A 22,977-nucleotide genomic window follows, 5' to 3' on the forward strand; every position below is an offset into this window, starting at 1 on the left:
ATGAAGTATTACAGATTTTTATCCATAGAAAAAAGGATACGTTTTAATACTTTATCTACCTTTTAAAACATTTTACTTAAAACCACGTAGTATAGAAAAAGAATATCTTCTTTAAAATGTTAATTTGATCAATCAAAAAATCACTCTAAAGAAGATATCAAAAAATAAAATACGATGAATTAGCTATTCATGCTCATCATAATTTTCATCAAGCGTTTCCGTCAAAGTTTTCATAAAAGCTACAATAGCATTTTGTTCTTCTGCAGTTAAATTCAATTCATCAAAAGGTAAGGTTTGGTGCTCCAAATCAAAACCTAATCCACCTCCACCGCCAAGGTTATAAAACTCTACTACTTGCTCTAAAGTATTGTAAACACCGTTGTGCATATACGGAGCAGTTAATTCAATATTTCTTATAGAAGGTGTTTTAAACATTCCCTTATGCAGTTCTTCTTTAAAGCTCCAATAAAATCCTAAATCATCATCTAATTTTTTATTTTCTGCTGTTTCCGGAACTCCAATAACTTCTTTTTCTGTCTCCGTAAAAAATGGAGGTACTGTACCATTTGTTAACGGCATAAAATGGCAAGTGGCACATAAAGCTTTTCCCATAAATAAGTTATACCCAAGTTTTTCTTCATCAGAAAAATTATTTTCTTCTCCTCTAATATTTTTATCAAATTTAGAATTGAAACCATTTAAAGTGGAAACATAAGATGAAATTGCTTTTATAACATCTGTATTATTAGAGGATACTTTACCAAAAGCATCTTTAAAAAGAGATGTATACGTTGAATCTTTTAAAATAGCATTAGAAAATTTATGAACGTTAGAATTAAACTCTTTATCGTTTGTAAAAACAGCTGAAATTTGATCTATTAATGTATTTGACCTTCCATCTAAAAAGAAACTTTGTTGAAAAGCAGTATTGATAAGTGTTGGTGTATTTCTTTGCAAAGGATTCCCCTGATTATCTGAATTAAAATCGACATTATCTGCATAACCTTTGTCTTCTAAATGACAGCTAACACAAGCCATTTTTCCATTTTCGGAAAGTTTAGGATCTGAAAATAATTTTCTTCCTAAAGCTATTTGTTTATCGGTTGGATTTTGGTTGATCGCTGGCGTAAAATAATTTAGATTAAAGCTATTATCTTCAAAAAAGGTAGGCGCATCAAAATTAAAAGGCGTTGTATTTATGGGTTTCCAAAGCGCACTCACTTTTCTTATTTCAACCCAATTTCTAGTAATTGAATTCATATAATCTCTTGTAAATGTAAAACGGTCGAACGTATCAAAATCTTCATTTGTTTTAATAAACGAAATAGCGTTTTCAATATTACTGTTAAAAGCAGCGTCTAACTCCTTATTTTTCTCTTTTACAACACCCTGTATTGTTTCCTTATAAACATTTTGTAAACTTTCTAAGGAAATAATCGTTTCCTTAATTCCTAAATGACTTACGGGTGTATCAAAACCAGAAATAGCCAAACTTACAATTCTTAAAAGCTGCTGATGTGTTGCTATAAAAAAACGTTGCGGATTTAATGGTCGTTTTAGAATCCCTTTTTTTAGGTTTGAAAGCAAGCCCTTTTGCACATACAATTCTTGTTTAAAATCTGCTTCTGTAGTTTCATCATCAAAAACACTTTCTTCTATTTTTTGATACCCTACTGGTTTTATTATTTTACCAGTATCATCCTTATAAATTGATAAAGCAGGTCCGTTAGCTCTGTGACCAACTTCTGGGTTTAAGTAAGAGGCATAAGGTTCTGCTTTTTTAAATGCGGCTCTAGATAACGCAAAATACTTTTTTGATTTTTGGCCATGCATTCCTTCAACTTCTAAGCTATCTATATACAGCAAAGCAATATCTAAATTTTGAGCATAGTACTCTTGAGCAAAAGACCAATTAACAATAGGAATCATTTCTTTTTTATCCTGATTACAGGATATTAAAAGAATACCAGTTAATAAAAAAAATAACGATTTAAAATATCTAAACATGTTGAAAGTTATAAAATGAAAGAATCTTCATTATAAAAATGAAGATTCTTACTATTTAAAATATGGTCTATATTATCTATCTAATCCTTTTAACAACACAATTTGCCCACCTTCATTATGTGGTAAACTGCTTGAAACAAAATCATCACTTTTCCAATAATGTGGTTGTAGGTTTAACATAAAAGTACCTGGTACTCCTACTTTATCAGAAATATCCGTTAATGCACCAAACTCACCAGAAAAACCTGTAGAACCTTTTGGGTCTAAGTTGCTTTCAATTTTTAATGATAAAACAACTTTAGTGTTGTTACCATTTAAATCACTTTGATAAATTTGAGCAGCATGATTTCTAGAAAAAGAGTTTGGATCTTCTTGCGTATAAATATAGTTTTCTGTTACACAAAGATTATCTGGACTTTGTAATTCTGATAGATTACCATCCATATTATTAGTATCTGTATTACCGCTAATAATTTGCGTTAATTTACCTTCTAATGGATTGGTTGCATCTAATTCAATTTTGTAAACTGTACCCCAATCATTATAAGTTCCTCTTCCTGGACCTCTACCAGTTACTGCAAAAAACACCTCTCTTGCATTGGCATCGCTACCTTTTCTATAATCTACATCTTCTACTCGCATAAACTGAGAAGCAAACACATTTGTACAAGCTGTTTCCATTTCACCTTTAGTTAAACTAGCTCCATCAACAATTTCAACAAATTCTATATCATACGATTTAGAAAAATCTAAACTTCCTTCATTATAAACAGTATTAGCAGCAACATCCATTGCTCCACCTGCCCCGTTAGACACTTGTTTAAATCTTAAAACATATACTTTTCCGTTTTCTAAATCGGCATCTCCATTTTCAGAAACATACATAATAACCTGTCCTTCAGACCCATCAGAATCATCATCGCCTCCAACAATTACTGTTTTACCAGCATACGCTCCTTGTGGTAAAGGCACTGCATTTTCCCAAGAAAATTCACCTAAAGCATCTAAACCAAAATCTGCTGTAGGTGTAGGTGTTTCAACCCAAGGGTCTATACCTTTTACATCATTAGCATAACTCTCTGAAGCAGATAAAAAGATATCTTTATCTCCACCGTGAACTGCCGCTTCCCACATAGTTCCAGAGCATTGTCTTGCATAATCTGCAACACCACTATTTAATAACCAATCTCCTTCTATAGGATTTAGGTCTTTGTCAAAACGAATTCTAGAAACTGCGTAATCATCTTCTGCATTTACCACATAGATGTACTCATCTCCATCTTTTAAAAATCCAGCACCATCTTGTGCACCAACTAAACGGAAACCGTTAGAAAGTACATCTGTAGAACTTAATAACGAAAAAGCTTCAACAGAACTAAAATCTGGATTTAATGTTACTAAAGGAGCTAAAGAAGATTTGTTAGAAAACATTTCTGGAGAAGGTGTAAAATCTTTACCGTCTGAACCGTCCGATCCATTAACGCCATCAACTCCGTCAATACCATCCACACCATCTTCGGGATTACAACTAGTTAAAACTGTACTTACAGAAGTTGTAACAAAAAGGAATAAAAATAATTTAATGTACTTGTTCATCATTTAATTTATTATGGTTAATTAATTGGTTACAAAAATATCTTTTGAAGCCTTATTAAATATTAACTAAGTATTACTGTTCCTTTAATCTTGAGTAACCTTACTGTTAAAAACGTTAAATAAATATTAACGGATAGGTAAAATTCTAGCTACAACATTAAGTAAACATAAAGAAAAGAAGGATGATACTCTTTTCTTTACAAAGACAACCTACGGTGGATTACTCATTTTCAACAAACTAAAAAAACTTAGATAAGATAAATTTATAGGCTTACTGAAATTTGTAAAAAAAGATATTCATCACATTCAAAAACGTTCATTTAGAAAATTAAAAACAGTTTTTCTTATTATATAAAAGTTTTACAACTCATCATTTAAAAAATACAACTCAGTATTTGTTTTTATTTTTAGCATGAATAACATCACATCTTTGTAGCACCAAACCAAACAAGATGAAACATATTCTACTTTTTATATTTTTAAGCTGCCAATTATCTACAATTGCACAAAACACCATCTCAGGAAATGTAACCGATGCTAAAAACAATCCTATCAATGGAGCGAATGTTTATTTAGATGGAACGTATGATGGAACTTCGACCAACGATAAAGGAGAATTCTCTTTCAAAACTGATGAGAAAGGAACTCAAAACTTAGTCATTTCTTTTATTTCTTTTGAACCTTTTATAAAAACTGCGGATGTTTCATCACTTAAAAATTTAAAAATAAAATTAAGAGATGATGTAAGCTCTCTAGGCGCTGTAGTTATTAATGCAGGAACTTTTGAAGCCAACGAAAAAGCAAAAGTGACTGTTCTTAAACCCTTAGACATTGTTACCACGGCAAGTGCTTTGGGTGATGTTATGGGTGCTTTGCAAACACTTCCTGGAACTTCTACGGTAGATGAAGATGGACGATTATTTGTGCGTGGTGGTGAAGCAGAAGAAACTCAGATTTTTGTGGATGGAATTCGTGTTTTTACACCGTATACGCCAAGTGCAAATAACATTCCTAGTCGTGGACGCTTTTCTCCTTTCTTATTTAAAGGAATTTCATTTTCTACTGGAGGATATTCTGCAGAATACGGACAAGCATTGTCTGGTGTTTTACAGTTAAATACTATTGATGAACCTACAGAAGAAAAAACAGACGTTTCTTTTATGACTTTAGGTTTAGGCGTTGGAAATACACAAATTTGGGAAAACAACTCATTTAGTATAAATACATCTTACATTAATCTGGCGCCTTATCAAGAAGCTTTTCCTGATAGAAATACATGGAAAAATCCGGTACAGTCTTTAAGTGGAGAAATGGTGTATAGACATAAATTTAAAAATGAATCTTTGTTAAAATTGTATGGCGCATTTAGTTATACAGATTTTGATGTTATACAGGATAATATTAATTATGATGAAGGTTTTTACTTCGGATTAAAAAACAGAAACCTCTATTTTAATACCTCTTATAAGAATAAGTTTGGAGATAATTGGAGAATAGAAACGGGGTTTAGTTTTACAAACGATCATTCTAACCTTAAAATTATTGACGATTTAGTAACAGACAATGAAAACTCGATGCACTTTAAAGTGAAGCTTAAAAAACAGTTTTCTAACCGATTTAAAGTTAGTTTTGGTTCAGAATATTTTATGGCCAATTTTAATGAAGCTTACACCGCTAATAATAGTAATGAAATAGAATATGGATTTCAAAATAACATCTTTGCTTCCTTTGTAGAAACAGATATTTTCTTCTCTAAAAACTTGGCAACAAAAATAGGAGTTCGTGCAGAACATTCTGAGTTATTAAAGGAGTCTACCATTTCACCAAGAGTCTCTTTAGCTTATAAAGTAAACAAAAACGCGCAATTTTCATTGGCATACGGACAATTTTATCAGAATCCAAAAAACGAATATTTAAAATTCAATACAGATTTTAAAGCCGAAAACACCTCACATTTAATCGCCAATTACCAACATACTAAACAAGGGCAAATTTTTAGAATTGAAGCCTATTTAAAAGAATACAAAGACTTGGTGAAATTTGATAATAACCGACCAATATTTACAAGCAACTTTAATAATAACGGAACTGGTTTTGCTAAAGGTCTCGATATTTTCTGGAGACAAAATGGTAAAATTAAAAACACCGATTATTGGGTTTCTTACTCTTATTTAGACACCGAAAGAGATTATAAAAATTATCCAACTACTGCAAGACCCAATTTTGCTTCTAAACATAATTTATCTTTGGTGGCTAAACATTGGATAGCAGATTGGAAAAGTCAAATTGGTTTCAGTTATAACTTTGCTTCTGGCAGAAATTATACAAATCCTAACGAAGCGGGATTCTTAAATAATCAAACAAAAAACTACAATTCATTAAGTTTAAATTGGGCATATTTAATAGATCAGCAAAAGATTTTATATTTCTCTGTAAATAACGTTTTAGGAACTCAGAATGTGTTTGGTTACAACTATAAAAACTCCGCAGAACCGAATGGAAATTTCGAGCGACAAGCAATTACTCCAAATGCAGATCGCTTCTTTTTTGTAGGTTTCTTTTGGACTATAAGTAACCATAAAAAAACTAATCAGCTAGATAATTTGTAAACGAAAGGTTTATTAAAAAGAAACTCTAAAAAAGAAATTTGGAGTAAAACCTTGAGATTTTGTGTCGTTTTTGACTAAGACATCGTTAAAACCAGTAGTTCTTTTACTTTCATATTCTCTTTTTAATATGTTTTCTTGATTGTAAATATTTAATAGTGATAGACCAATTTTGGCCTTTACTTTTTTATTCAACCTAAAATCATAGGTACTAGAAAAATCTAATCTATGGTAATTAGGTAATCGATCATCATTTATTCCATTTCTAATAATACCAAAATTATCATCTTGTCCGCCAGATGAAGAAAACGGAATACCAACTCTATAACTAAAACCTGTAGAAAAAGTAAAGCTTTTATATTTAAAATTATTAGACCAATAAAAAGAATGAGAGACATCAAAATTACCGCTAAATTCTTCTCCTTCATTAAGTTCACTAAATGTAAAACTAGAACTCCCTGTGTTGTAACTTACCCAAGTATCAAAATTATGCCACGTTTTTTTTATCAACAAATCTAAACCAATCGTTACAGCTTCACCTGTATAAATTTCTTGAATAAAGCTATCGAACCCCGTTGTTAAAGTAGTTAATCCTTTTATTTTTCTTCGATATAAGTCTACATCAATAGTAAAATTATTTGCTGAATATAGAGCCCCAAAAGTTAACTGATTACTTTCTAATAAAGGGATTTCTTCATTGTTAGACAATGCCCAAAGCTGATTTTCTAAACCAAAATCTATGGTATCGAATTCTAATAATTTACTTATATTTTGTTGTTTTACTTCAAAAGAACTGTTTAACCAGAATTTAGGTAAAACGTTTATTTGCATAAAAATTCTTGGCTCTAAAGTATAGGTATCTATAGATGAAAAATAGTTGCCACGAACTCCAATTTTTAACGCATACTTTTTCTTAAAGTTATATGAATACTCACTAAACAAGGTATGAATATTATTACTATTGGTATCTAACGTTAATTTAGTTCCAGAAAATTGGTTGCTATTTTCTCTTTCCAAAAAGTAAGAAATATCTTGATATCCGTATTGATATCCATATTTCATTTGTTGAAACTCACCTATTGTTTGTAAAAAATCTAATTTCACTTCAAAATTAGCAACTTCATTTCTCTTTTCTATTTCAGCATATTCTAAATCATTAGAAGTCTTTAAATTATTGTAATTCAAATTATATTTAGAATAACTAACATTTAAGTTTTGAGAAAACTTTTCTGTCCATTTTCTGTTCCAATGAGTACTATAACCAAGGTTTTTCAATTTTAAATGATCAGATCTTTTTTCTTCTAAATCTAAGTTTAGAAAATTATAATCGAAGTTATTTAAAATTCCGATCTGACTTATAGAAAGTAAATCATTTTCTGTTGGTTTGTAATTTATTTTAAGATTATAGTCTATAAATTTAAAATCATTATCACTAATAACATTGTACTCTTCTGCATCTTTAGCGTCTTCTGTTACAGAAGAATGCTGAAAAGCTTTGTTAGATAATTTATCTATTGTTGGTGTTCTTACAATATCTGCAATAGACCTTCTTACAGAAAGAATTGCACTTACCTTTTTATCAATTGGTACTTTAAGATTTGCATCTACATGCGTAAAATTAAAACCAGCAGAACCAGATATTTTAGTTGCAATGTCAGACGATGTTTCTACATCTACAACACCTGCAATATGATTTCCGTATTTGCTATTTGAGGCTGTTCTGTACACCGTTACTTTATCAATTATATATGGATTTAACGCAGAAATTGCACCGAAAAAATGACCGGTGTTAAACAATTTAATTCCATCGAAAAGTATTAAATTTTGATCTGGTGTTCCTCCACGAACATGCAAACCAGAAGCAGTTTCATCAACATTTAAAATACCTGGTAATTGTTGTACACTTTGCAAAACATCTGGTTCTGTAAGCCCTGGAAGTACATTTTGATTTTTAGGCCTAAATACAATAGCGCCATCAATTGTTTTAGAAATTGAATTTGTTAAATAATTAGTAATAATTATTTCTTCTAAAAAAGTAGCTTCTTCTTGCATTGGTATTAATAAGCAGTCTTCAAAAATAAATGCATGAAGGCTAATATCTATCGTCTTAAAACCAATAAAAGAGACTTCTAAAACAGCAGAAGTTTCTATGTTACTAAAACTAAACTTACCTTCATTATTTGAAAGTACACCAATATTTGTCCCTTTTATTTTTATAGAAGCTCCTCTTAATTTTTCTGTAATGTTATTCGCATTTTGTAATTGTCCACAAATAGTAATCTCCTTTGGTGGTAAAACAATTAAAAACCTGTTATCACTTACTTCTTTAATATCTAAATGAATTGCTCTTTTTAATTCTAAAATTATAGCTGCTATTTTTTTATCATCAATATTAAAAACAATACTTTTCCCTTTTATTAAATGATTTGCATACGCAAACTTTATATGAAACTTTGTTTCAATGGTTGTTAATACTTTTTTTAGGGAAGTCTCTTTTAGTTTATCCTCTTGCGAAAAAATATTTAAGGATAAAATTAAAAAGAAAAAGAAGATCTGTTTTTGCAAAATGTTTATTTTAAAGTAACAATTTTTTTATCGTTAGAAATGGTATAACTTATATTCATAGGTAATAAAACAGCATCTAAGGCTTGTTTTAAGTTTGTATGCACAAAACTACCTGTATAAAGTTTGTCCTTTTTTAATTCTAAATTTATCATTTTAATATGGTATTGTTTCTCTATAGATTTTAAAACAACCAACAAAGGCGCACTCACAAAAGAGCTTTCTTGTTTTAACCAATCCGGATTCACTTTCTTAGTCCCTATTTTTAAAGGAACAGTATCTTTATATTGTGAAAACGTTTGTCCTTTAGTCAATATAACTACAATATCCTTTCTTTCTACTTTTACTTTTCCTTCAAAACAAGTAACAGTTAAAAAATCTTCTTCTTCAAAGACAGTAAACTGAGTACCTAAAACACTAATAATTCCTTCGGTAGTCTTTACTTGAAACTTGCTTCCTTTTGCTACTTTAAAATACCCTTCTCCTTCTAATTCTAACGTTCTATCTTGTTTCCAATTTTTCTTATTATAAGATAAACTAGATTTTGCGTTTAAAATAACGGTAGAATTATCTGGTAACATAATTGTTCTTTTTTCCCCAAAACCAGTATTTATATCTGTATTAAAATTTAAAAAATAAAAAGTACTTACCAACAATAACAAAGTTGCAGCAACACTCATTATATTTTTTAAACTAAAAACTTTACTTTTTTTATCAGCCTTTAAAGAAATTACCTTTTTGTTTTCTGTAATTTCATTTACTATTTTTGAGAATACTTCTTCTTTATTAAACTTTGGTCTTTTAAACAAAGTAGCTTCTTCTTTTATTCTAACAAATAATTTATAATCTTCAGATTTTTTAAACGCACTAAGTTCTTCTTTAGTCATTTCTCCAGAAACCCATTTAGCCAACAATGTTTCAGACTTTTCTATAGCTTCCATATTAAATTCCTTTTATATACGTTCTTATTTCTTTTAAAGCTGCACTCATTCTTTTTTCTACTGTTTTTACAGAAATATCTAATTCTAAGGCAATTTCTTTGTACTTTTTTTTATCAATTCTGTTCATCAAAAAAACTACTCTTTGTTTTTCTGATAAATTACCAATAACCGTTTGTAGTTTTTTTAAAAACTCTTGTTCTTCTAACACATATTCTGGTGTTTCTGAAGTAACAGCATTTGGTATTATTTTTTGATGTTCTAAAACCACTTTTTGATGTCTATAATCACTTATAAATAAATTATTAGCTACCATAAATAGATAGGCTTTTGCTTTCTCGAAAATTACCTTTTTACAATTAGACCACATTTTAACAAAAGATTCTTGTACAAAATCTTCTGCTAAACTTTTATTGCCACATTTATAGAACATAAACCCATAAACATCATCTGCGTATTTGTTATAGAGTACTTCAAAAATTTTAGAATCACAAACAGACTTCAATTCTTTCATAGGATATATTCTTATTTATAAAACGTTTAAAGTTGGTAAAACCCTACAAAAAATAAAAAGGAGGGTTTTTATAAAGTAAAACGTTTAATACCAAAGTCAACAAAAGTAGTTATAAATAACAACTCCAAAATTATTTATCATCATGAAAAAGCTCTCACTATTATTACTGTCTGTCTTCATTATCAGTTCTTGTACAAGTACAGATAATGAAGACGAAACTCTTAGCACTCCAGTAATTGCTATTAATTTTGTAGACACGATTTTCTTACCTAAGAATAGTATTGAAATAAATGCTACCATAACCGGTAGACCTGGTCAAATACAAAGTATTTTATGGAAAAAAACGGCTGGTGGTAATGCCCTTTTTGAAAATGATAAAAAAGACATTACAGTAACAAATTTAGAGCAAGGAAATTATAGCTTCACTTTAACGGTAACTAATAATAATCAATCATCCGAACAGTCAATCTCTTTTAGTGTAAGTAATGAAAAAGTACTTTACAATTTAGATTTTGAAGATTCTAACGAAGGCTTTACAACAAGTCTTTTTGGGAATTACACTGCTGGAAAAAAATTAAGAAATGTTCCCGAAGAAACAAACCACTGTGGTACCGTTTACATGGGTAAAAAAGAAGATTTTACAGATTGGCTTACCTATTCTTATATAGGTAACGATTCTAATTTTGTTGCTACAAATATGGGCACTTGTCTTGGTTATTTTGTTTCTGCCATAGAAAAAGAAATCACTTTTACAGAAGATTTTACGAGCAACAATTTAAGCATTCAATTTCAATATTATAAGCCAGGAGACTTCTCTAAATGGGGAAATTATAATTTAGAAGTAGCTATATATGAAAATGACTTAAACAATACCTCAGAGCCAATTATCTCTTTTTTTCCTGAAGCAAACTCGGAAGGTTGGTGTCTTTTTAATGAAAAAATAAGTTTAAAAAAAGGCTCTTACAAATTAATAATTATAAACACAAACGCACAAACAGCAATAGATAATATTATCCTTTATAAAAACAACTAAAATGAAAACAACTACAATTAAATTCGACTTCAACAAAATGATTAAATTAGTATTAAAGGAATTAAAAGAAATAAGTAAAGCAGCTTCTTTTGCAATGAACCATTAACGTTAAACACATCTTCTAAAAGAGGTTGTCTAAAAAGTAATTTTTTGTCAATCTGAATTTATTTCAGATTCTTTTGAAATTTGATATTCAGTAAATTAAGATACTGAAACAAGTTCTGCATGACAAGATTTATTACTTTTTAAGGCAGCCTCTTTTTTTTGTTACTTATAAAAAACAAGTATTTTTTACAACTCAGAAACAAAAAACAACAATTCGGTATTATTCTTGTATATTATCCTTAAAAACATCTGATATTTGAAATATCAAAAAAGAAAAATAGTTATGAAAAAATTAATTTTAATATTCACTATCATTTTTAGTGCAATTTCAACTACAAACGCACAAGAAGAAACTGCCAACTTAACTATTAATATTTCTGGTTTAAATTCTGATAAAGGATCTTTATTAATTGGTCTTTATAACAATAAAGATACTTTCTTAAAGAAACATTTTAAAGGTGATGTTGTTAAAATTAAAGACAAAAAATCATTAGTCATTTTTAAAGATTTGCCAAAAGGAGAATATGCTGTTTCTTTTATTCATGATGAAAATAGCAACAACAAAATGGACACCAATTTCATGAAAATCCCTAAAGAAGACTATGGTTGCTCAAACAACGCTAGAGGCTTTATGGGACCTCCAAAGTACAAGGATGCTAAATTTCAATTAATAGCAAACAAAACAATTGAAATTAAAATATAACCCAACTACCTAAAATTTTATAAGATGAAAAAATCTATTTTAATCATCGCAATTTTCATTGCGACAGGGATTGCTGCGCAAACAAAATACCAAAAAGGAATGCAAAAAGCATTCGGATTATGGGAAAAAGGGAATTTAACAGAAGCTTCTCAATTATTTGAAAGAATATCTAAAGCAACACCTAAAAAATGGATGCCAGCCTATTATGTAGCAACCATAGAAACAATTACATGTTTTGGTTTAAAAGACGAAACTGTTTTAAATGCAAAACTAATTAAAGCACAGGAGTATTTAGATATTGCAAAATCGAATTCTAAAAACAACCCAGAAATTTTGGTTGCTAAAGCTTTTTTAAACTTAGGATATATTGCTTTCGACGGACAAAAATATGGCATGACTTTATCTGGAGAAACCAGTCAATTATATGCAAAAGCATTACAAATTGCACCTAAAAATCCACGTGTTATTTTAGCACGAGCAGAATGGAATATGGGATCTGCTCGTTTCTTCGGTAAATCTACAAAACCTTATTGTGCAGAAATTAAAAGAGCAATTAACCTTGGTAAGAAAGAAAAAAATGATATTGAGTTTTACCCAAAGTTTATGCGAAAAAGAGCAGAAGGAGTTTTAAAACAATGTGAGAAATAGTTTTTAGTCATCGTTAAAAACTAAAAATTAATTTGTCATTTTGAATGAAATATAAAGAGAAGTCTCATAAACTAAACCCTATGAGATTTCTCCTATCGTCGAAATGACAATTGTTACCCTAAAATTTTAGTAATCAATTCTTGCTTCGCAACCTCATCATCACCAAACAACCATTGCAAGACATTATCTTCCCAAATTTGCCCTTTTTCTGTTTCGGTAATAATATTCTCACTAATTGCTAGATCTAATATTTTACCAGGATAAGAAGACTGTGCATCACTTTCCATTTCTCCTAACGGATATGGATCGTCTAAACCCATTAAAACCTGACTTGTGCCTTGCCTTTTAAACATTAATTTTAAAGAATCTGTATCGTGCACCAAAGTATCAAAAAAGATATTTTTGTGACCAACCGCTTTTCTAGGATGCGTTTTCCCTTCAAATAAATCTGGTCTTCCATCAAAACCTTGTATCCTTCTTCCTAAGTTCATTTGTGCCAATTGACCTCCATGAGCAAAACATGTTCTAATATTTTTAAAACGCTCTTGCATTCCGTTTAAGGTGTAAAAATGATACGCATCTCCACATTGTGCCAACATCCAAATTAAGTGAAAACGCCAATTGGTATTTTCTAATTTTATCATTTTATCACCATCATACGGATGAATTTCAATTGCCAATTTATATTTATCTGCCAATTCAAAAATTGCATCATTTTCTTCATCAAAAACACAACGCCATTGCCCTATCGAATCCATAAAATGTGTTGGCAAACACAAAACTTTTAAGCCTAATTCTTCTACACAACGTTTTATTTCATCTAAAGCACCATAAATAAAACCAGGATGCACCACAAAACCACACGTAAATTTAGACGGATGTTCTCTTTGCACTTTTGCATTAAAATCATTCTGAAAACGCAACGCTTTTTTCATTTCTTCTAAACGTAAACCGTTACCATATAATTGAGAAAGGTTTAAAACCACCGCATGATCTAACTTGTTTTTCTCCATCCACAATAATTTCTCATCTAAGAAAAAACTAGAATCTGTCACAGGACGTTTCCATCCTTTCTGTAACATGTGTTTACGCTCATCGTCTACCCAAAAAATCTCTTTGTCCTTCATAAACTGAGGAATTTCTTCTGGATAAGGCAATAAATGTGAATGTCCGTTTATGCGAAGTTTTCTTTTTTCCATGATTACTGTCATTGCGAGTTTACGAAGCAATCTCTTTATTAACAAACCGATTACTTCATTCGTTCCTCATTCGTAATGACGAACTTTTTATTTTTTACTACTTACTGAAACTGATTAACTGCCAACTTTTTTCGGAGCTTCCATTACCGTTCCACAATTGTCACACGTGCATTTTTCTATATCAGAATAAAATTTATCAAAAATTATTGGCAAATCAACTTCTATATTTTCTAACTTAAATTTCTTTCTATACAAAAGGTTTCCACAGTTTTCACAATACCATTGCAAAGCATCTTTCATCTTCTTTCTTCGCGGATACTCAATTACCAAACCAACCGTATTTTCTTTTCTTTGTGGCGAATGTGGCACTTTTGCAGGCAACAAATAAATGTCACCTTCATTAATTTCAATATCAATTTGTTGGCCTTTATCATCAATTATTTTTAAAATCATGTCTCCTTCTACCTGATAGAAAAACTCCGGAGTTTCATTATAATGATAATCTTTTCTATTATTTGGCCCACCAACAACCATCACAATATACTCGCCATTATCCCAAACTTGCTTGTTACCAACAGGCGATTTTAATAAATGACGATGTTCATCAATCCACTTTTTAAAATTTAAAGGCTGTACTAAATTGCTCATAAGAAAAAGCCCATCCTAACCTTCCCAAAGGGAAGGAACTCCAAACTGGGTGAAATTTGAAATCTTCTATTAATAATATATTTTACTCTCCTAATATAATTCTTTTCCTGCATTAAACTACCTCCCTTTGGGAGGATTTAGGTCGGCTTTTATAAACTCTTGGTTCTACCTCCATCCACAGGAAGATTAATTCCATTAATATAACTTGCTTGTTCACTTGTTAAAAAAACAATAGCAGCAGCAGTTTCTTCTGGTTTTGCAAAACGTTTTGCGGGCACATAACTCTTCATAATTGCAACCATTTCAGTTTCAGTAGTATTTTCATTTTTAGCTTTTATTTTAACAATCTCATCTAAACGAGCCGTATCTGTAAAACCTGGTAATACATTATTGACTGTAATTTGAAAGGCTGCCAATTCTGTAGACAATGTTTTTGCCCAATTACCAACCGCATTTCTAATGGTATTAGAAACCCCTAAACCCGGAATTGGTTCTTTTACAGACGTAGAAATGACATTAATAATTCTCCCAAATTTTTCTGTTTTCATAAACGGAACAACCGCTTGTACCAATATCTGATTGCAAACAACATGCATTTGAAACGCATTAATTAAATCTGATGAGGTTGCAGAAATTAAAGCGCCACTTTTTGGTCCACCTGTATTATTAACTAAAATATGAAATTTTAAATCTGTAGTTTCTAAAACTTTCTGTAACTCTTCTGGATTAGAAAAATCTGCCACCAAATAATTATGCTTTTGATTCTTGTTTGGTAATTCGGCTAAAACTGTTTTTAACTTTTCTTCATTTCTAGCAATTAACGTAACATTTACGCCTTCTTCTGCTAATAAAATTGCAGTTGCTTTTCCTATTCCTTGTGTGCTTCCACAAACTAAAGCGTTTTTGTTTTGTAATCCTAAATTCATCTTTTTTGTTCTATGTTCCGTCGAGCGCAGTCGAAAATTATATCATTTTACAATCTATGCAATTTGTCTCTTTGTTCTTTGTTCTTTGTTCTTGATACTTATTTATAATCCAAAACCATCTGTTTAATCTTCACGGCTTTTTCAAAATGATCTAATTTATGAGTTTCAATCCACCATTTAGCGACTTCCATTAACAAAACCGGATTATCATTTTTATTCTTGAAAAATGCATAAAAAGACAAACCAACATTTGTTCCTTTTTTAGCTATTTTATCCTCACAAACTGCTATTATTTTTTCTTTTATTTCTGTATTCATAACTTATTTTTCTAGCTGATATAACGCTATCATTTTCTTATTTATAATAGATTTAGGAACACTTTTTAAGATAAAATCGCGAAAACCTCTTCCGTATTTCCAATGTGCCATTTTACCGGTCATCCAAGATTGATTTACCACCAAATCTACTTTCTTTTGTCTTTTTTTCTGAAACAACTCAAACACATTTTTGTCTTTATTTTCAGCAATTAAATTACTTAAATAAAACGCGTCTTCAATTGCTTGTGCGCCTCCTTGTCCCATATTCGGAGTAGTTGCATGACCTGCATCTCCAATTAAACAAATATTATTTTTATGCCACTTTTTAAGCGGTTTTAAATCGTGAATATCACTTTTTATAATTCGATCAATATCTGTTGCAGCAATTAAATCTGTAATTAAAGGATCAAATTCAGAAAACATTTTTAGCAACTTCTCTTTTACCAAACTAACCTCAACTTGCTCATTTTCTTTTGCTAAAACAACTGCAAACCAATAGGTTTTATCTTTTGATACTTTAGAAATTCCGAATCTAATTTTATTGCCCCAAAGCTCAAATCCTCTGTGTAATAAATGGTCTTCTAACACCCTATTTGTAATTCCTCGCCAACAAGTTTGTCCAGAATATCTTTTCTTACTTTCTGGAAATAATTGCTTTCTAACTTTAGAGTTGATGCCATCTGCAGCAATTAAAAAATCGGTTGTAGTTTTAGAAGTATCGTTAAAAGTAATTTCAATTTTGTTGGCTGCTATTTCTTTAAAAGATTCAAATCCTTTATTTAAAAATATTTTCTCTTTCGGAATTTTATCAAACAACAATTTTTGAAGCGCTGCTCTATGTATTGCAACTGTAGTATAACCAAAAATATCCTTTATAAAATCTTGATGACTATCTGAAATTGGCGATAAATCTTGTTTTCCAATGGTAATTCTATCAATAAAATTTCCGTTAGTAATTACGTCTTCTAAAACACCTAAACTTTCTAAAACTTGCAATGCATTTGGCGCTAACCAAATTCCGGCTCCGACTTCATTTAAAACAGCTGCTTTTTCAAAAATCTGATAGTCGATTCCTTTTTGTTCAAAAGCCAAAGCTGTCGTTAACCCACCAATTCCTGCGCCAATAATTGTATATTTCATATCAATTTAATTGCTTTCTGCCAACTCTAATAACTTTAATGTGGTATTATAATTTCTAGTTGTTGCGCTTACATACAAGCTTCTCTCAAATAAATTATTAGAAAGTTTTGTTTTAGAAAAACTACTTTCACAATAAATATATACCATATCATTATCAATTAAATATTGATCGTTCTCAATATCTTTTACCTCAACTTTTGTTTCATAGACCTTTTTGTTTAAGAAAACAAAAGCAACTATTTTGGTGTTGTCTGTAGGAAAAGGATAACTAGTAATTGCTTTTTTAAATTGAGGAATTGTTCTTGCAATTACAGGAACATCGTAACCAAATTTAGTTTGAATTTCTTGATTAATTTTCTTACAAATTACAGATTTACCTTCATCTGATTCTAAAATAATGTTTCCGCTTTGTATGTATGTTTGTACGTTTTTAAAACCTAAATCGTTTAATAAATCGCGTAGTTCTGCCATTGGAAGTTTGTTTTTTCCTGAGACATTTATTCCGCGTAGTAAAACTATATATTTTTTCATTTATTTTTTTATCAGTTCGTTATTTGAGCATTTTAATATGAATACAAAACACGTTTTTATAAATACCTCTCGACTGCGCTCGAGGAGACATTTTTAGTTAAAATATTATATTTTTATCCTCTGATAAACTACGTTCGTTACTTTTAATCAAAATACTTTTTGATTTCAGTAATGCTCGAGGAGATATTCATTATTTTCTTGTCAGTTCGAGCGCAGTCGAGAACTATTTATGATGTGTTGCATTTCTACATTCAGAAAGAATTTGTAACAGATCAAAATCTTCATTTGCTAATGCTAACTTTTTCTTAGAGCTCCATTTTTTTATTTTCTTTTCAAAATAAATGGCTTGTTCTACATCATTAAAAACTTGATTAAAAATCAACTCTAAAGGTCTTCTTTTAAAAGTAAAACAACTCTTATTTAAACCCTTTTGATGCTCTTCAAACCTTCTTTCGAGATTATTTGTAATCCCTGTGTAAAGTAAATTATCTGAACATTTTAATATGTATACAAAATACGTTTTCATAATTACCTCTCGACTGCGCTCGAGGAGACATTTTTAGTTGATTATTATATTTATCATCCTCTAGTGAACTACGTTCGCTACTTTCAATCAAAATACTTTTTGATTTCTGTAATGCTCGAGGAGACATTTTTAGTTAATTCTACACTATTAAAAATTTATATCTTTTGACTAGCTTTTATTTTCTTTAAGCAATAGCTTTTATTAATTGGTTTAGCCCTGATTGAAGCATTTGTTTGAGCTCTTTTTTATTCTTTTTTGAATAAAAAAAGCGAGTGCGGAAAGCAGGAAATAGCTTCTAAAAAAACTACATACCTGCAATTTTATCTTCTGCTAAAATGTTATTTGTTTCTGTGTTTACTTTCTCTAAAATGACTTGTAATTCGGCTTTGGTCATGTTTAAATGCGTGTGAACGTCATCTCCTGCAATTAAATTTAACAACGCTTTGTCTTGCGCTCTACCGCGTTTCATAGCTTCATTATACCCAATATTTGCATTAAAAGTGACTAAAGAATATTTAGAAAAATACTGGGTTGGAAACGTCTTTTCTAAATCCATTTCTATCTTTCTTTTCTCTTTAAAAATAGGATTTGCAACGTGGTCTCTCATTTCATGAAAGTTATCAATCGCTAAATCTGCAATGGCATCCGTATCTTGTTTTCTTGCTTTTTCGTACGTCTTAAAAATGGTTTCCCAAGAATCTAAATTTTGATTTAAAATTTCATCAAAAACGGTAATATCTTCAAAAGAAGCATTCATTCCTTGTCCGTAAAAAGGTACAATTGCATGTGCGGAATCTCCCAACAAAACAGTTTTATTTTGATAACTCCAAGGAGAACATTTTACAGTACCCAAAGCTCCAGTTGGATTGTTTATAAATTCGGCTGTTATATTTGGAATAATTGCCAAAGCATCTGGAAATTCTTTCTCAAAAAATTCAGTGATTTTTTCCTCGGATGTTAAGTTTTCAAAATTAAACTCGCCTTCATTATAACTTAAAAAGAGCGTTACTGTAAAGCTTCCATCTAAATTTGGTAAGGCTATTAACATAAAATCGCCACGAGGCCAAATGTGTAAATGCTGATTGCTAATTTGATGTTTTCCGCTTTTATCTGCAGGAATTTCTAATTCTTTATAACCGTGATTTAGATAATTTTGAGAATAGCTAAAAAGAAATTTACGTTCTAAATAATAGCTTTTTCTTAATGAAGAACCTGCACCATCTGTTCCGAAAATTACATCTGCTTTTATAGAAAACTCTTCTTTGGTTTTGTTATCTTTAAAATGTGCCGTATTCTTTTCTAAATCAACATTTTTACATTTTTTATTAAAATGAATGTTTACGTTTTCGTGCTTTTCTACTTCATTTAATAACAATGCGTTTAAATCGCCACGAGAAATGGAATTGATATATTCATTTTCTCTACCAGAATAATTAGATGCAAAGGTGTTTCCTGCTCTGTCATGCATTAATCTACCATACATTGGTATGCAAATTTCTCTAGCCTTTTCTTCTACTCCACACAAACGCAACGCTTTAAAACCTCTGTCCGACAAGGCTAAATTGATTGACCTTCCGGCAGAAATATCTGTGGTTCTTAAATCTGGTCTGCTTTCGTATAATTCAATTTTATAACCTCTTTGTGCTAAACGTAAAGCAAGTAAACTTCCACATAAACCTGCACCGATTATTAATATTTTATCTGTTTTGTTCATTTTTTTCTAAAATTAAACCTCACAGGTTTTAAAAACCTGTGAGGTTTCTTCTATCTACAATAACTCTTTTAATATTGAAACCATATTGTACACATCTTCAAAAGTAGTATACATTGGCGTTGGCGCACAACGGATAACATCTGGTTCTCGCCAATCGGTAATAATATGTTTTTCAGTTAGTTTATTATGCAAACTTTTATCGGCATTTTTAACTTGAATGGATAATTGGCAACCGCGTTCTTTTGGATTACTTGGCGTAATAATCTTAATATCTTCAGAACCAATTTCATTGATTAAAAACTCGAAATAACCGGTTAGTTTTTCTGATTTTTCTCTTAAAGCATCCATCCCAACTTCATCAAACAAATCTAGAGATGCTTTTATGGCTGCCATAGATAATATTGGCGGATTGGATAATTGCCAACCTTCTGCTCCTTCCATTACATCAAAAGGCATGCGCATATTAAAACGGGTGGTTTTGTTGTGATTCCACCAACCAGAAAAACGTGGTAAGTCTTTATTTTTTGCATGTTTTTTGTGCACAAATAACCCAGCTAAACTTCCGGGACCAGAATTTAAATATTTGTACGTACACCAAGCGGCAAAATCGACTCCTGATTCATGTAAATTTGGCTGAATATTTCCTGCTCCGTGGGCTAAATCAATTCCAACAACACACTCTTTAGCATGACCAATTTCGGCTATTCGCTTTAAATCTAAAAACTGACCGGTGTAATAATTCACGCCTCCAATTAATAACAAAGCAATTTCATCACCTTGTTCTTCTACAATGGTTTCTAAATCTTCAATATTTAATAATTCTTCTCCTTTTCTTGGTTTCCACTCAATAACATCTTCTTTAGAAAATCCGTGAAATTCTAATTGAGATTGTACTGCATATCTATCTGAAGGAAAAGCATCACTTTCTATAACAATTTTATATTTGGTTTTTGTTGGTCTGTAAAAAGATACCATTAACAAATGTAAATTTGTGGTAAGCGTATTCATCACCACAACTTCAATTGGTTTTGCGCCAACAATTTTCGCCATTTTATCGGTTAATAACTCATGGTAATGTAACCAAGGATTTTTTGCTTCAAAATGACCTTCTACACCTAAATTTGCCCAATCTTCTAATTCTTGATTGATATATTTTTTAGTAGATTTTGGCTGTAAGCCCAAAGAATTCCCTGTAAAATATAACCAGTCTTTTCCGTTTTTATCTTTCGGAATGTGAAATTGATTGCGCAAATAAGAAAGAGGATCTTCTTTATCTTGCTGTTTGGCAAATTCTAAATTATTTTGATATTTCATCAGCTTAAAAAATGAGTGTCTCCAAATATAAAACAATCCTAAATAAGTTTCAATAATATTGGATTAATAAAGCAATTAAATAAATTCTCTTTTTTTGTATTTTTACACAAAATAGACATTTATGAAACTTTATAAATACTTATTGCTAAGTATGCTTCTTATTTCTTTTTCTTGTAAGAATGAGCAAAAACCAACAAATGAATTAACAACAATTTACACAACTTTAAAGGCTGAATTTGCACCTGACAAACGTGTAGAGTTGTTTGATATTAATATTGAATCTGCAGACAATCAACTTATTTTAGAAGGAGAAACAACTTCTAAAAAAGCATTTACTATTTTTTTAGATAGCTTAAAAAACAGAAAATTAGCATTTACCAATAACGTACGTGTTTTACCGGATTCTGCCATAGGAAACCTACAATATGCAATTGCTAGAAATTCTGTAATTAATATTCGTTCTAATCCAAAACATGCTGCAGAACTAGGTACGCAAGGTTTGCTAGGAATGTCTTTAAAAGTTTTAGATAAAAAAGGCGACTTCTATAGAATTCAGACTCCGGATAATTATATTTCTTGGGTTGATAAAGGTGGAATTCAATTAATAACTAAAAACGATTTTAATGCTTGGAACGATGCTAAAAAAATAATGTTTGCCAAAAATTTCGGCTATGTTTATGTTGATAAATCTACTGATTCTGAAATTGTTTCTGACATTACTTTAGGTGGATTACTACAGTATCTTTCTGAGGACGATAATTTCTATAAAGTAAAATATCCTGATAACAGAATTGGGTTTCTTAAAAAAGAGGAAGCTGTTATTTACAATTCTTGGTTAGAAAGCGTGGAGGCATCCAAAGAAAATGTAGAAACTGTAGCAAAAACATTAACTGGTTCTCCTTATTTATGGGGCGGAACTTCTAGCAAAGGAGTTGACTGTAGTGGTTTTACAAAAATGGTCTATTTAATGAATGGTTTTATCATTCCTAGAGATGCTTCTCAGCAAATTAACGCAGGTAAAACAGTAGATAAAAACCTACAATTTAAAGATTTAGAAAAAGGAGATTTAATGTTCTTTGGTACAAAAGCCACATCAGATAAAAAACAACGTGTTGTGCATGTTGGTATTTGGTTGGGCAATGATAAAATGGAATTTATTCATTCTTCTGGTAACGTGCATTTAAGTTCTATGAGTGCTGATGAAGCTAATTATGATGAATTTAATAAGAATAGATATTTAGGTAGTAAACGTTATTTAGGTGTAAAAGATAAAATGATTGTTGATTTGAAAGAAAAAATAAAACTTTAGGTATAATAAGTAAGCATTCATTGACAAATAAATTCAAAAACGAACTTTTTAAATAAAATTAATAAAAAATGAAATTAATAAAAAAGATTACAAAAATTTTAACTCTAACAATTGTAATAACTTTATTTTTTAGCTGTGAAGATGATTGCACTAAAGTTGTAAATATACCAAAGGCAAACCCTAATTATAATCCCAATAATCCAAGTGGAAATAATCCTCCTTTTATCGACGATTTTCAAGAAGTATCTTGTGATTTTCAAGAACCTGTAACAAAACCAGTTAACGGATCTAATTAGAAAAACGTAAAAACAAAATACAAAAATATAATTTTATAGAATTCTTACTCATTATTTGAATTTAGTAAGTTTATAGCATTAAAGTATTTTAGCTCGTTTACAAAATCAGAAACTGAATTAAAAAATAAAACCAAACAGTATCTGTAATTTAGTCAGTTATTAATTACTCATTAAATCGGATGTAAAAGTATTGCTGAATAAAACAACGAAAAGCCAATATCTAGTATAACTAATTGATAGTTTTGCTCACTTTAGAAATCCCTTCGGAATTTCGTAGTTAGTAGTTTATTTAGTACATTCACTGCTGAAACAACGTAATAAACCACATACACCAACCATAGAATT

At 30.2% G+C, this 22,977-nt stretch carries 20 protein-coding genes; 6 read left to right on the forward strand and 14 right to left on the reverse strand.

Annotated elements, in window-relative coordinates; all coding sequences use genetic code 11:
* Positions 1-183: 183 nt before the first annotated feature.
* Both KV700_RS06760 and KV700_RS06765 read right to left on the reverse strand, forming a co-directional pair.
* A complete protein-coding gene (locus KV700_RS06760; RefSeq protein ID WP_218599588.1) occupies positions 184-2,007 on the reverse strand; it encodes a cytochrome-c peroxidase in 1,824 nt (607 codons plus the stop codon).
* Between the two features lie 72 nt (positions 2,008-2,079).
* On the reverse strand, positions 2,080-3,606 hold the full coding sequence (locus KV700_RS06765; protein WP_254712990.1) for a hypothetical protein: 1,527 nt from the start codon (positions 3,604-3,606) through the stop codon (positions 2,080-2,082).
* Positions 3,607-4,055: 449 nt separating this feature from the next.
* Here KV700_RS06765 and KV700_RS06770 point away from each other — a divergent pair, with 449 nt between their 5' ends.
* The gene (locus KV700_RS06770) at positions 4,056-6,212 is read left to right on the forward strand and encodes a TonB-dependent receptor (RefSeq protein ID WP_218599589.1); all 2,157 of its coding nucleotides are present in this window, start codon (positions 4,056-4,058) and stop codon (positions 6,210-6,212) included.
* Positions 6,213-6,224: 12 nt separating this feature from the next.
* Here the strand turns inward: KV700_RS06770 and KV700_RS06775 are convergent, their stop codons facing one another.
* Genes KV700_RS06775 through KV700_RS06785 form a run of 3 tightly spaced genes read right to left on the reverse strand, consistent with a single transcriptional unit; the run spans position 6,225 to position 10,223 of the window.
* Positions 6,225-8,774: a carboxypeptidase-like regulatory domain-containing protein gene (locus tag KV700_RS06775; RefSeq protein ID WP_218599590.1), complete on the reverse strand. Its 2,550-nt coding sequence runs from the start codon at positions 8,772-8,774 to the stop codon at positions 6,225-6,227.
* Positions 8,775-8,779: 5 nt separating this feature from the next.
* Positions 8,780-9,712 (reverse strand): FecR family protein, encoded by a 933-nt coding sequence (locus tag KV700_RS06780; RefSeq protein WP_218599591.1) that lies wholly within the window; start codon positions 9,710-9,712, stop codon positions 8,780-8,782.
* A gap of 1 nt (position 9,713) precedes the next feature.
* Positions 9,714-10,223, reverse strand: a complete 510-nt coding sequence (locus KV700_RS06785; RefSeq protein ID WP_218599592.1) for an RNA polymerase sigma factor — start codon at positions 10,221-10,223, stop codon at positions 9,714-9,716.
* 142 nt (positions 10,224-10,365) lie between these two features.
* Between KV700_RS06785 and KV700_RS06790 the strand changes: the two genes are divergently transcribed.
* From KV700_RS06790 to KV700_RS06800, 3 genes are all read left to right on the forward strand, one after another.
* Complete coding sequence (locus KV700_RS06790; RefSeq protein WP_218599593.1) at positions 10,366-11,256, forward strand: hypothetical protein; 891 nt, start codon at positions 10,366-10,368, stop codon at positions 11,254-11,256.
* Between the two features lie 388 nt (positions 11,257-11,644).
* A complete protein-coding gene (locus KV700_RS06795; RefSeq protein ID WP_166385239.1) occupies positions 11,645-12,064 on the forward strand; it encodes a DUF2141 domain-containing protein in 420 nt (139 codons plus the stop codon).
* A gap of 24 nt (positions 12,065-12,088) precedes the next feature.
* Positions 12,089-12,712 carry a hypothetical protein gene (locus KV700_RS06800; protein WP_218599594.1) on the forward strand — a complete coding sequence of 208 codons (624 nt, stop codon included), beginning with the start codon at positions 12,089-12,091 and terminating at the stop codon, positions 12,710-12,712.
* A 113-nt stretch (positions 12,713-12,825) separates the two neighbouring features.
* Here KV700_RS06800 and KV700_RS06805 read toward each other — a convergent pair whose 3' ends face one another.
* From KV700_RS06805 to kynU, 9 genes are all read right to left on the reverse strand, one after another.
* A complete protein-coding gene (locus KV700_RS06805) occupies positions 12,826-13,911 on the reverse strand; it encodes an amidohydrolase family protein (protein WP_218599595.1) in 1,086 nt (361 codons plus the stop codon).
* Between the two features lie 114 nt (positions 13,912-14,025).
* The gene (locus KV700_RS06810) at positions 14,026-14,559 is read right to left on the reverse strand and encodes a 3-hydroxyanthranilate 3,4-dioxygenase (protein ID WP_218599596.1); all 534 of its coding nucleotides are present in this window, start codon (positions 14,557-14,559) and stop codon (positions 14,026-14,028) included.
* Between the two features lie 149 nt (positions 14,560-14,708).
* Complete coding sequence (locus tag KV700_RS06815; RefSeq protein WP_166385247.1) at positions 14,709-15,485, reverse strand: SDR family oxidoreductase; 777 nt, start codon at positions 15,483-15,485, stop codon at positions 14,709-14,711.
* 98 nt (positions 15,486-15,583) lie between these two features.
* The gene (locus KV700_RS06820; RefSeq protein ID WP_166385249.1) at positions 15,584-15,802 is read right to left on the reverse strand and encodes a DUF6500 family protein; all 219 of its coding nucleotides are present in this window, start codon (positions 15,800-15,802) and stop codon (positions 15,584-15,586) included.
* Positions 15,803-15,805: 3 nt separating this feature from the next.
* Positions 15,806-16,942: an FAD-dependent monooxygenase gene (locus tag KV700_RS06825; RefSeq protein WP_218599597.1), complete on the reverse strand. Its 1,137-nt coding sequence runs from the start codon at positions 16,940-16,942 to the stop codon at positions 15,806-15,808.
* Between the two features lie 6 nt (positions 16,943-16,948).
* Positions 16,949-17,473, reverse strand: a complete 525-nt coding sequence (locus tag KV700_RS06830) for a DUF1697 domain-containing protein (RefSeq protein ID WP_218599598.1) — start codon at positions 17,471-17,473, stop codon at positions 16,949-16,951.
* A 223-nt stretch (positions 17,474-17,696) separates the two neighbouring features.
* A complete protein-coding gene (locus KV700_RS06835) occupies positions 17,697-17,999 on the reverse strand; it encodes a GIY-YIG nuclease family protein (RefSeq protein WP_218599599.1) in 303 nt (100 codons plus the stop codon).
* A 304-nt stretch (positions 18,000-18,303) separates the two neighbouring features.
* Positions 18,304-19,713, reverse strand: a complete 1,410-nt coding sequence (locus KV700_RS06840) for an NAD(P)/FAD-dependent oxidoreductase (protein ID WP_218599600.1) — start codon at positions 19,711-19,713, stop codon at positions 18,304-18,306.
* Between the two features lie 54 nt (positions 19,714-19,767).
* Positions 19,768-21,027: a kynureninase gene (gene kynU, locus KV700_RS06845; protein WP_218599601.1), complete on the reverse strand. Its 1,260-nt coding sequence runs from the start codon at positions 21,025-21,027 to the stop codon at positions 19,768-19,770.
* 121 nt (positions 21,028-21,148) lie between these two features.
* Between kynU and KV700_RS06850 the strand changes: the two genes are divergently transcribed.
* Together KV700_RS06850 and KV700_RS06855 are read left to right on the forward strand one after the other, a co-directional pair.
* Positions 21,149-22,336, forward strand: a complete 1,188-nt coding sequence (locus tag KV700_RS06850) for an NlpC/P60 family protein (RefSeq protein WP_218599602.1) — start codon at positions 21,149-21,151, stop codon at positions 22,334-22,336.
* Between the two features lie 68 nt (positions 22,337-22,404).
* Positions 22,405-22,632, forward strand: coding sequence for a hypothetical protein (locus KV700_RS06855; protein ID WP_166385264.1), 228 nt, complete (start codon positions 22,405-22,407; stop codon positions 22,630-22,632).
* Positions 22,633-22,977 lie beyond the last annotated feature (345 nt).

The sequence above is a fragment of the Polaribacter sp. NJDZ03 genome (assembly GCF_019263805.1).
Taxonomy (GTDB): domain Bacteria; phylum Bacteroidota; class Bacteroidia; order Flavobacteriales; family Flavobacteriaceae; genus Polaribacter.

Coding starts and splice junctions, on each gene's coding strand:
- KV700_RS06760 (WP_218599588.1), bottom strand. CDS start 2,007: ATGTTTAGATATTTTAAATCGTTATTTTTTTTATTAACTGGTATTCTT.
- KV700_RS06765 (WP_254712990.1), bottom strand. CDS start 3,606: ATGATGAACAAGTACATTAAATTATTTTTATTCCTTTTTGTTACAACT.
- KV700_RS06770 (WP_218599589.1), top strand. CDS start 4,056: ATGAAACATATTCTACTTTTTATATTTTTAAGCTGCCAATTATCTACA.
- KV700_RS06780 (WP_218599591.1), bottom strand. CDS start 9,712: ATGGAAGCTATAGAAAAGTCTGAAACATTGTTGGCTAAATGGGTTTCT.
- KV700_RS06785 (WP_218599592.1), bottom strand. CDS start 10,223: ATGAAAGAATTGAAGTCTGTTTGTGATTCTAAAATTTTTGAAGTACTC.
- KV700_RS06790 (WP_218599593.1), top strand. CDS start 10,366: ATGAAAAAGCTCTCACTATTATTACTGTCTGTCTTCATTATCAGTTCT.
- KV700_RS06795 (WP_166385239.1), top strand. CDS start 11,645: ATGAAAAAATTAATTTTAATATTCACTATCATTTTTAGTGCAATTTCA.
- KV700_RS06800 (WP_218599594.1), top strand. CDS start 12,089: ATGAAAAAATCTATTTTAATCATCGCAATTTTCATTGCGACAGGGATT.
- KV700_RS06805 (WP_218599595.1), bottom strand. CDS start 13,911: ATGGAAAAAAGAAAACTTCGCATAAACGGACATTCACATTTATTGCCT.
- KV700_RS06810 (WP_218599596.1), bottom strand. CDS start 14,559: ATGAGCAATTTAGTACAGCCTTTAAATTTTAAAAAGTGGATTGATGAA.
- KV700_RS06815 (WP_166385247.1), bottom strand. CDS start 15,485: ATGAATTTAGGATTACAAAACAAAAACGCTTTAGTTTGTGGAAGCACA.
- KV700_RS06820 (WP_166385249.1), bottom strand. CDS start 15,802: ATGAATACAGAAATAAAAGAAAAAATAATAGCAGTTTGTGAGGATAAA.
- KV700_RS06825 (WP_218599597.1), bottom strand. CDS start 16,942: ATGAAATATACAATTATTGGCGCAGGAATTGGTGGGTTAACGACAGCT.
- KV700_RS06830 (WP_218599598.1), bottom strand. CDS start 17,473: ATGAAAAAATATATAGTTTTACTACGCGGAATAAATGTCTCAGGAAAA.
- KV700_RS06835 (WP_218599599.1), bottom strand. CDS start 17,999: ATGAAAACGTATTTTGTATACATATTAAAATGTTCAGATAATTTACTT.
- KV700_RS06840 (WP_218599600.1), bottom strand. CDS start 19,713: ATGAACAAAACAGATAAAATATTAATAATCGGTGCAGGTTTATGTGGA.
- kynU (WP_218599601.1), bottom strand. CDS start 21,027: ATGAAATATCAAAATAATTTAGAATTTGCCAAACAGCAAGATAAAGAA.
- KV700_RS06850 (WP_218599602.1), top strand. CDS start 21,149: ATGAAACTTTATAAATACTTATTGCTAAGTATGCTTCTTATTTCTTTT.
- KV700_RS06855 (WP_166385264.1), top strand. CDS start 22,405: ATGAAATTAATAAAAAAGATTACAAAAATTTTAACTCTAACAATTGTA.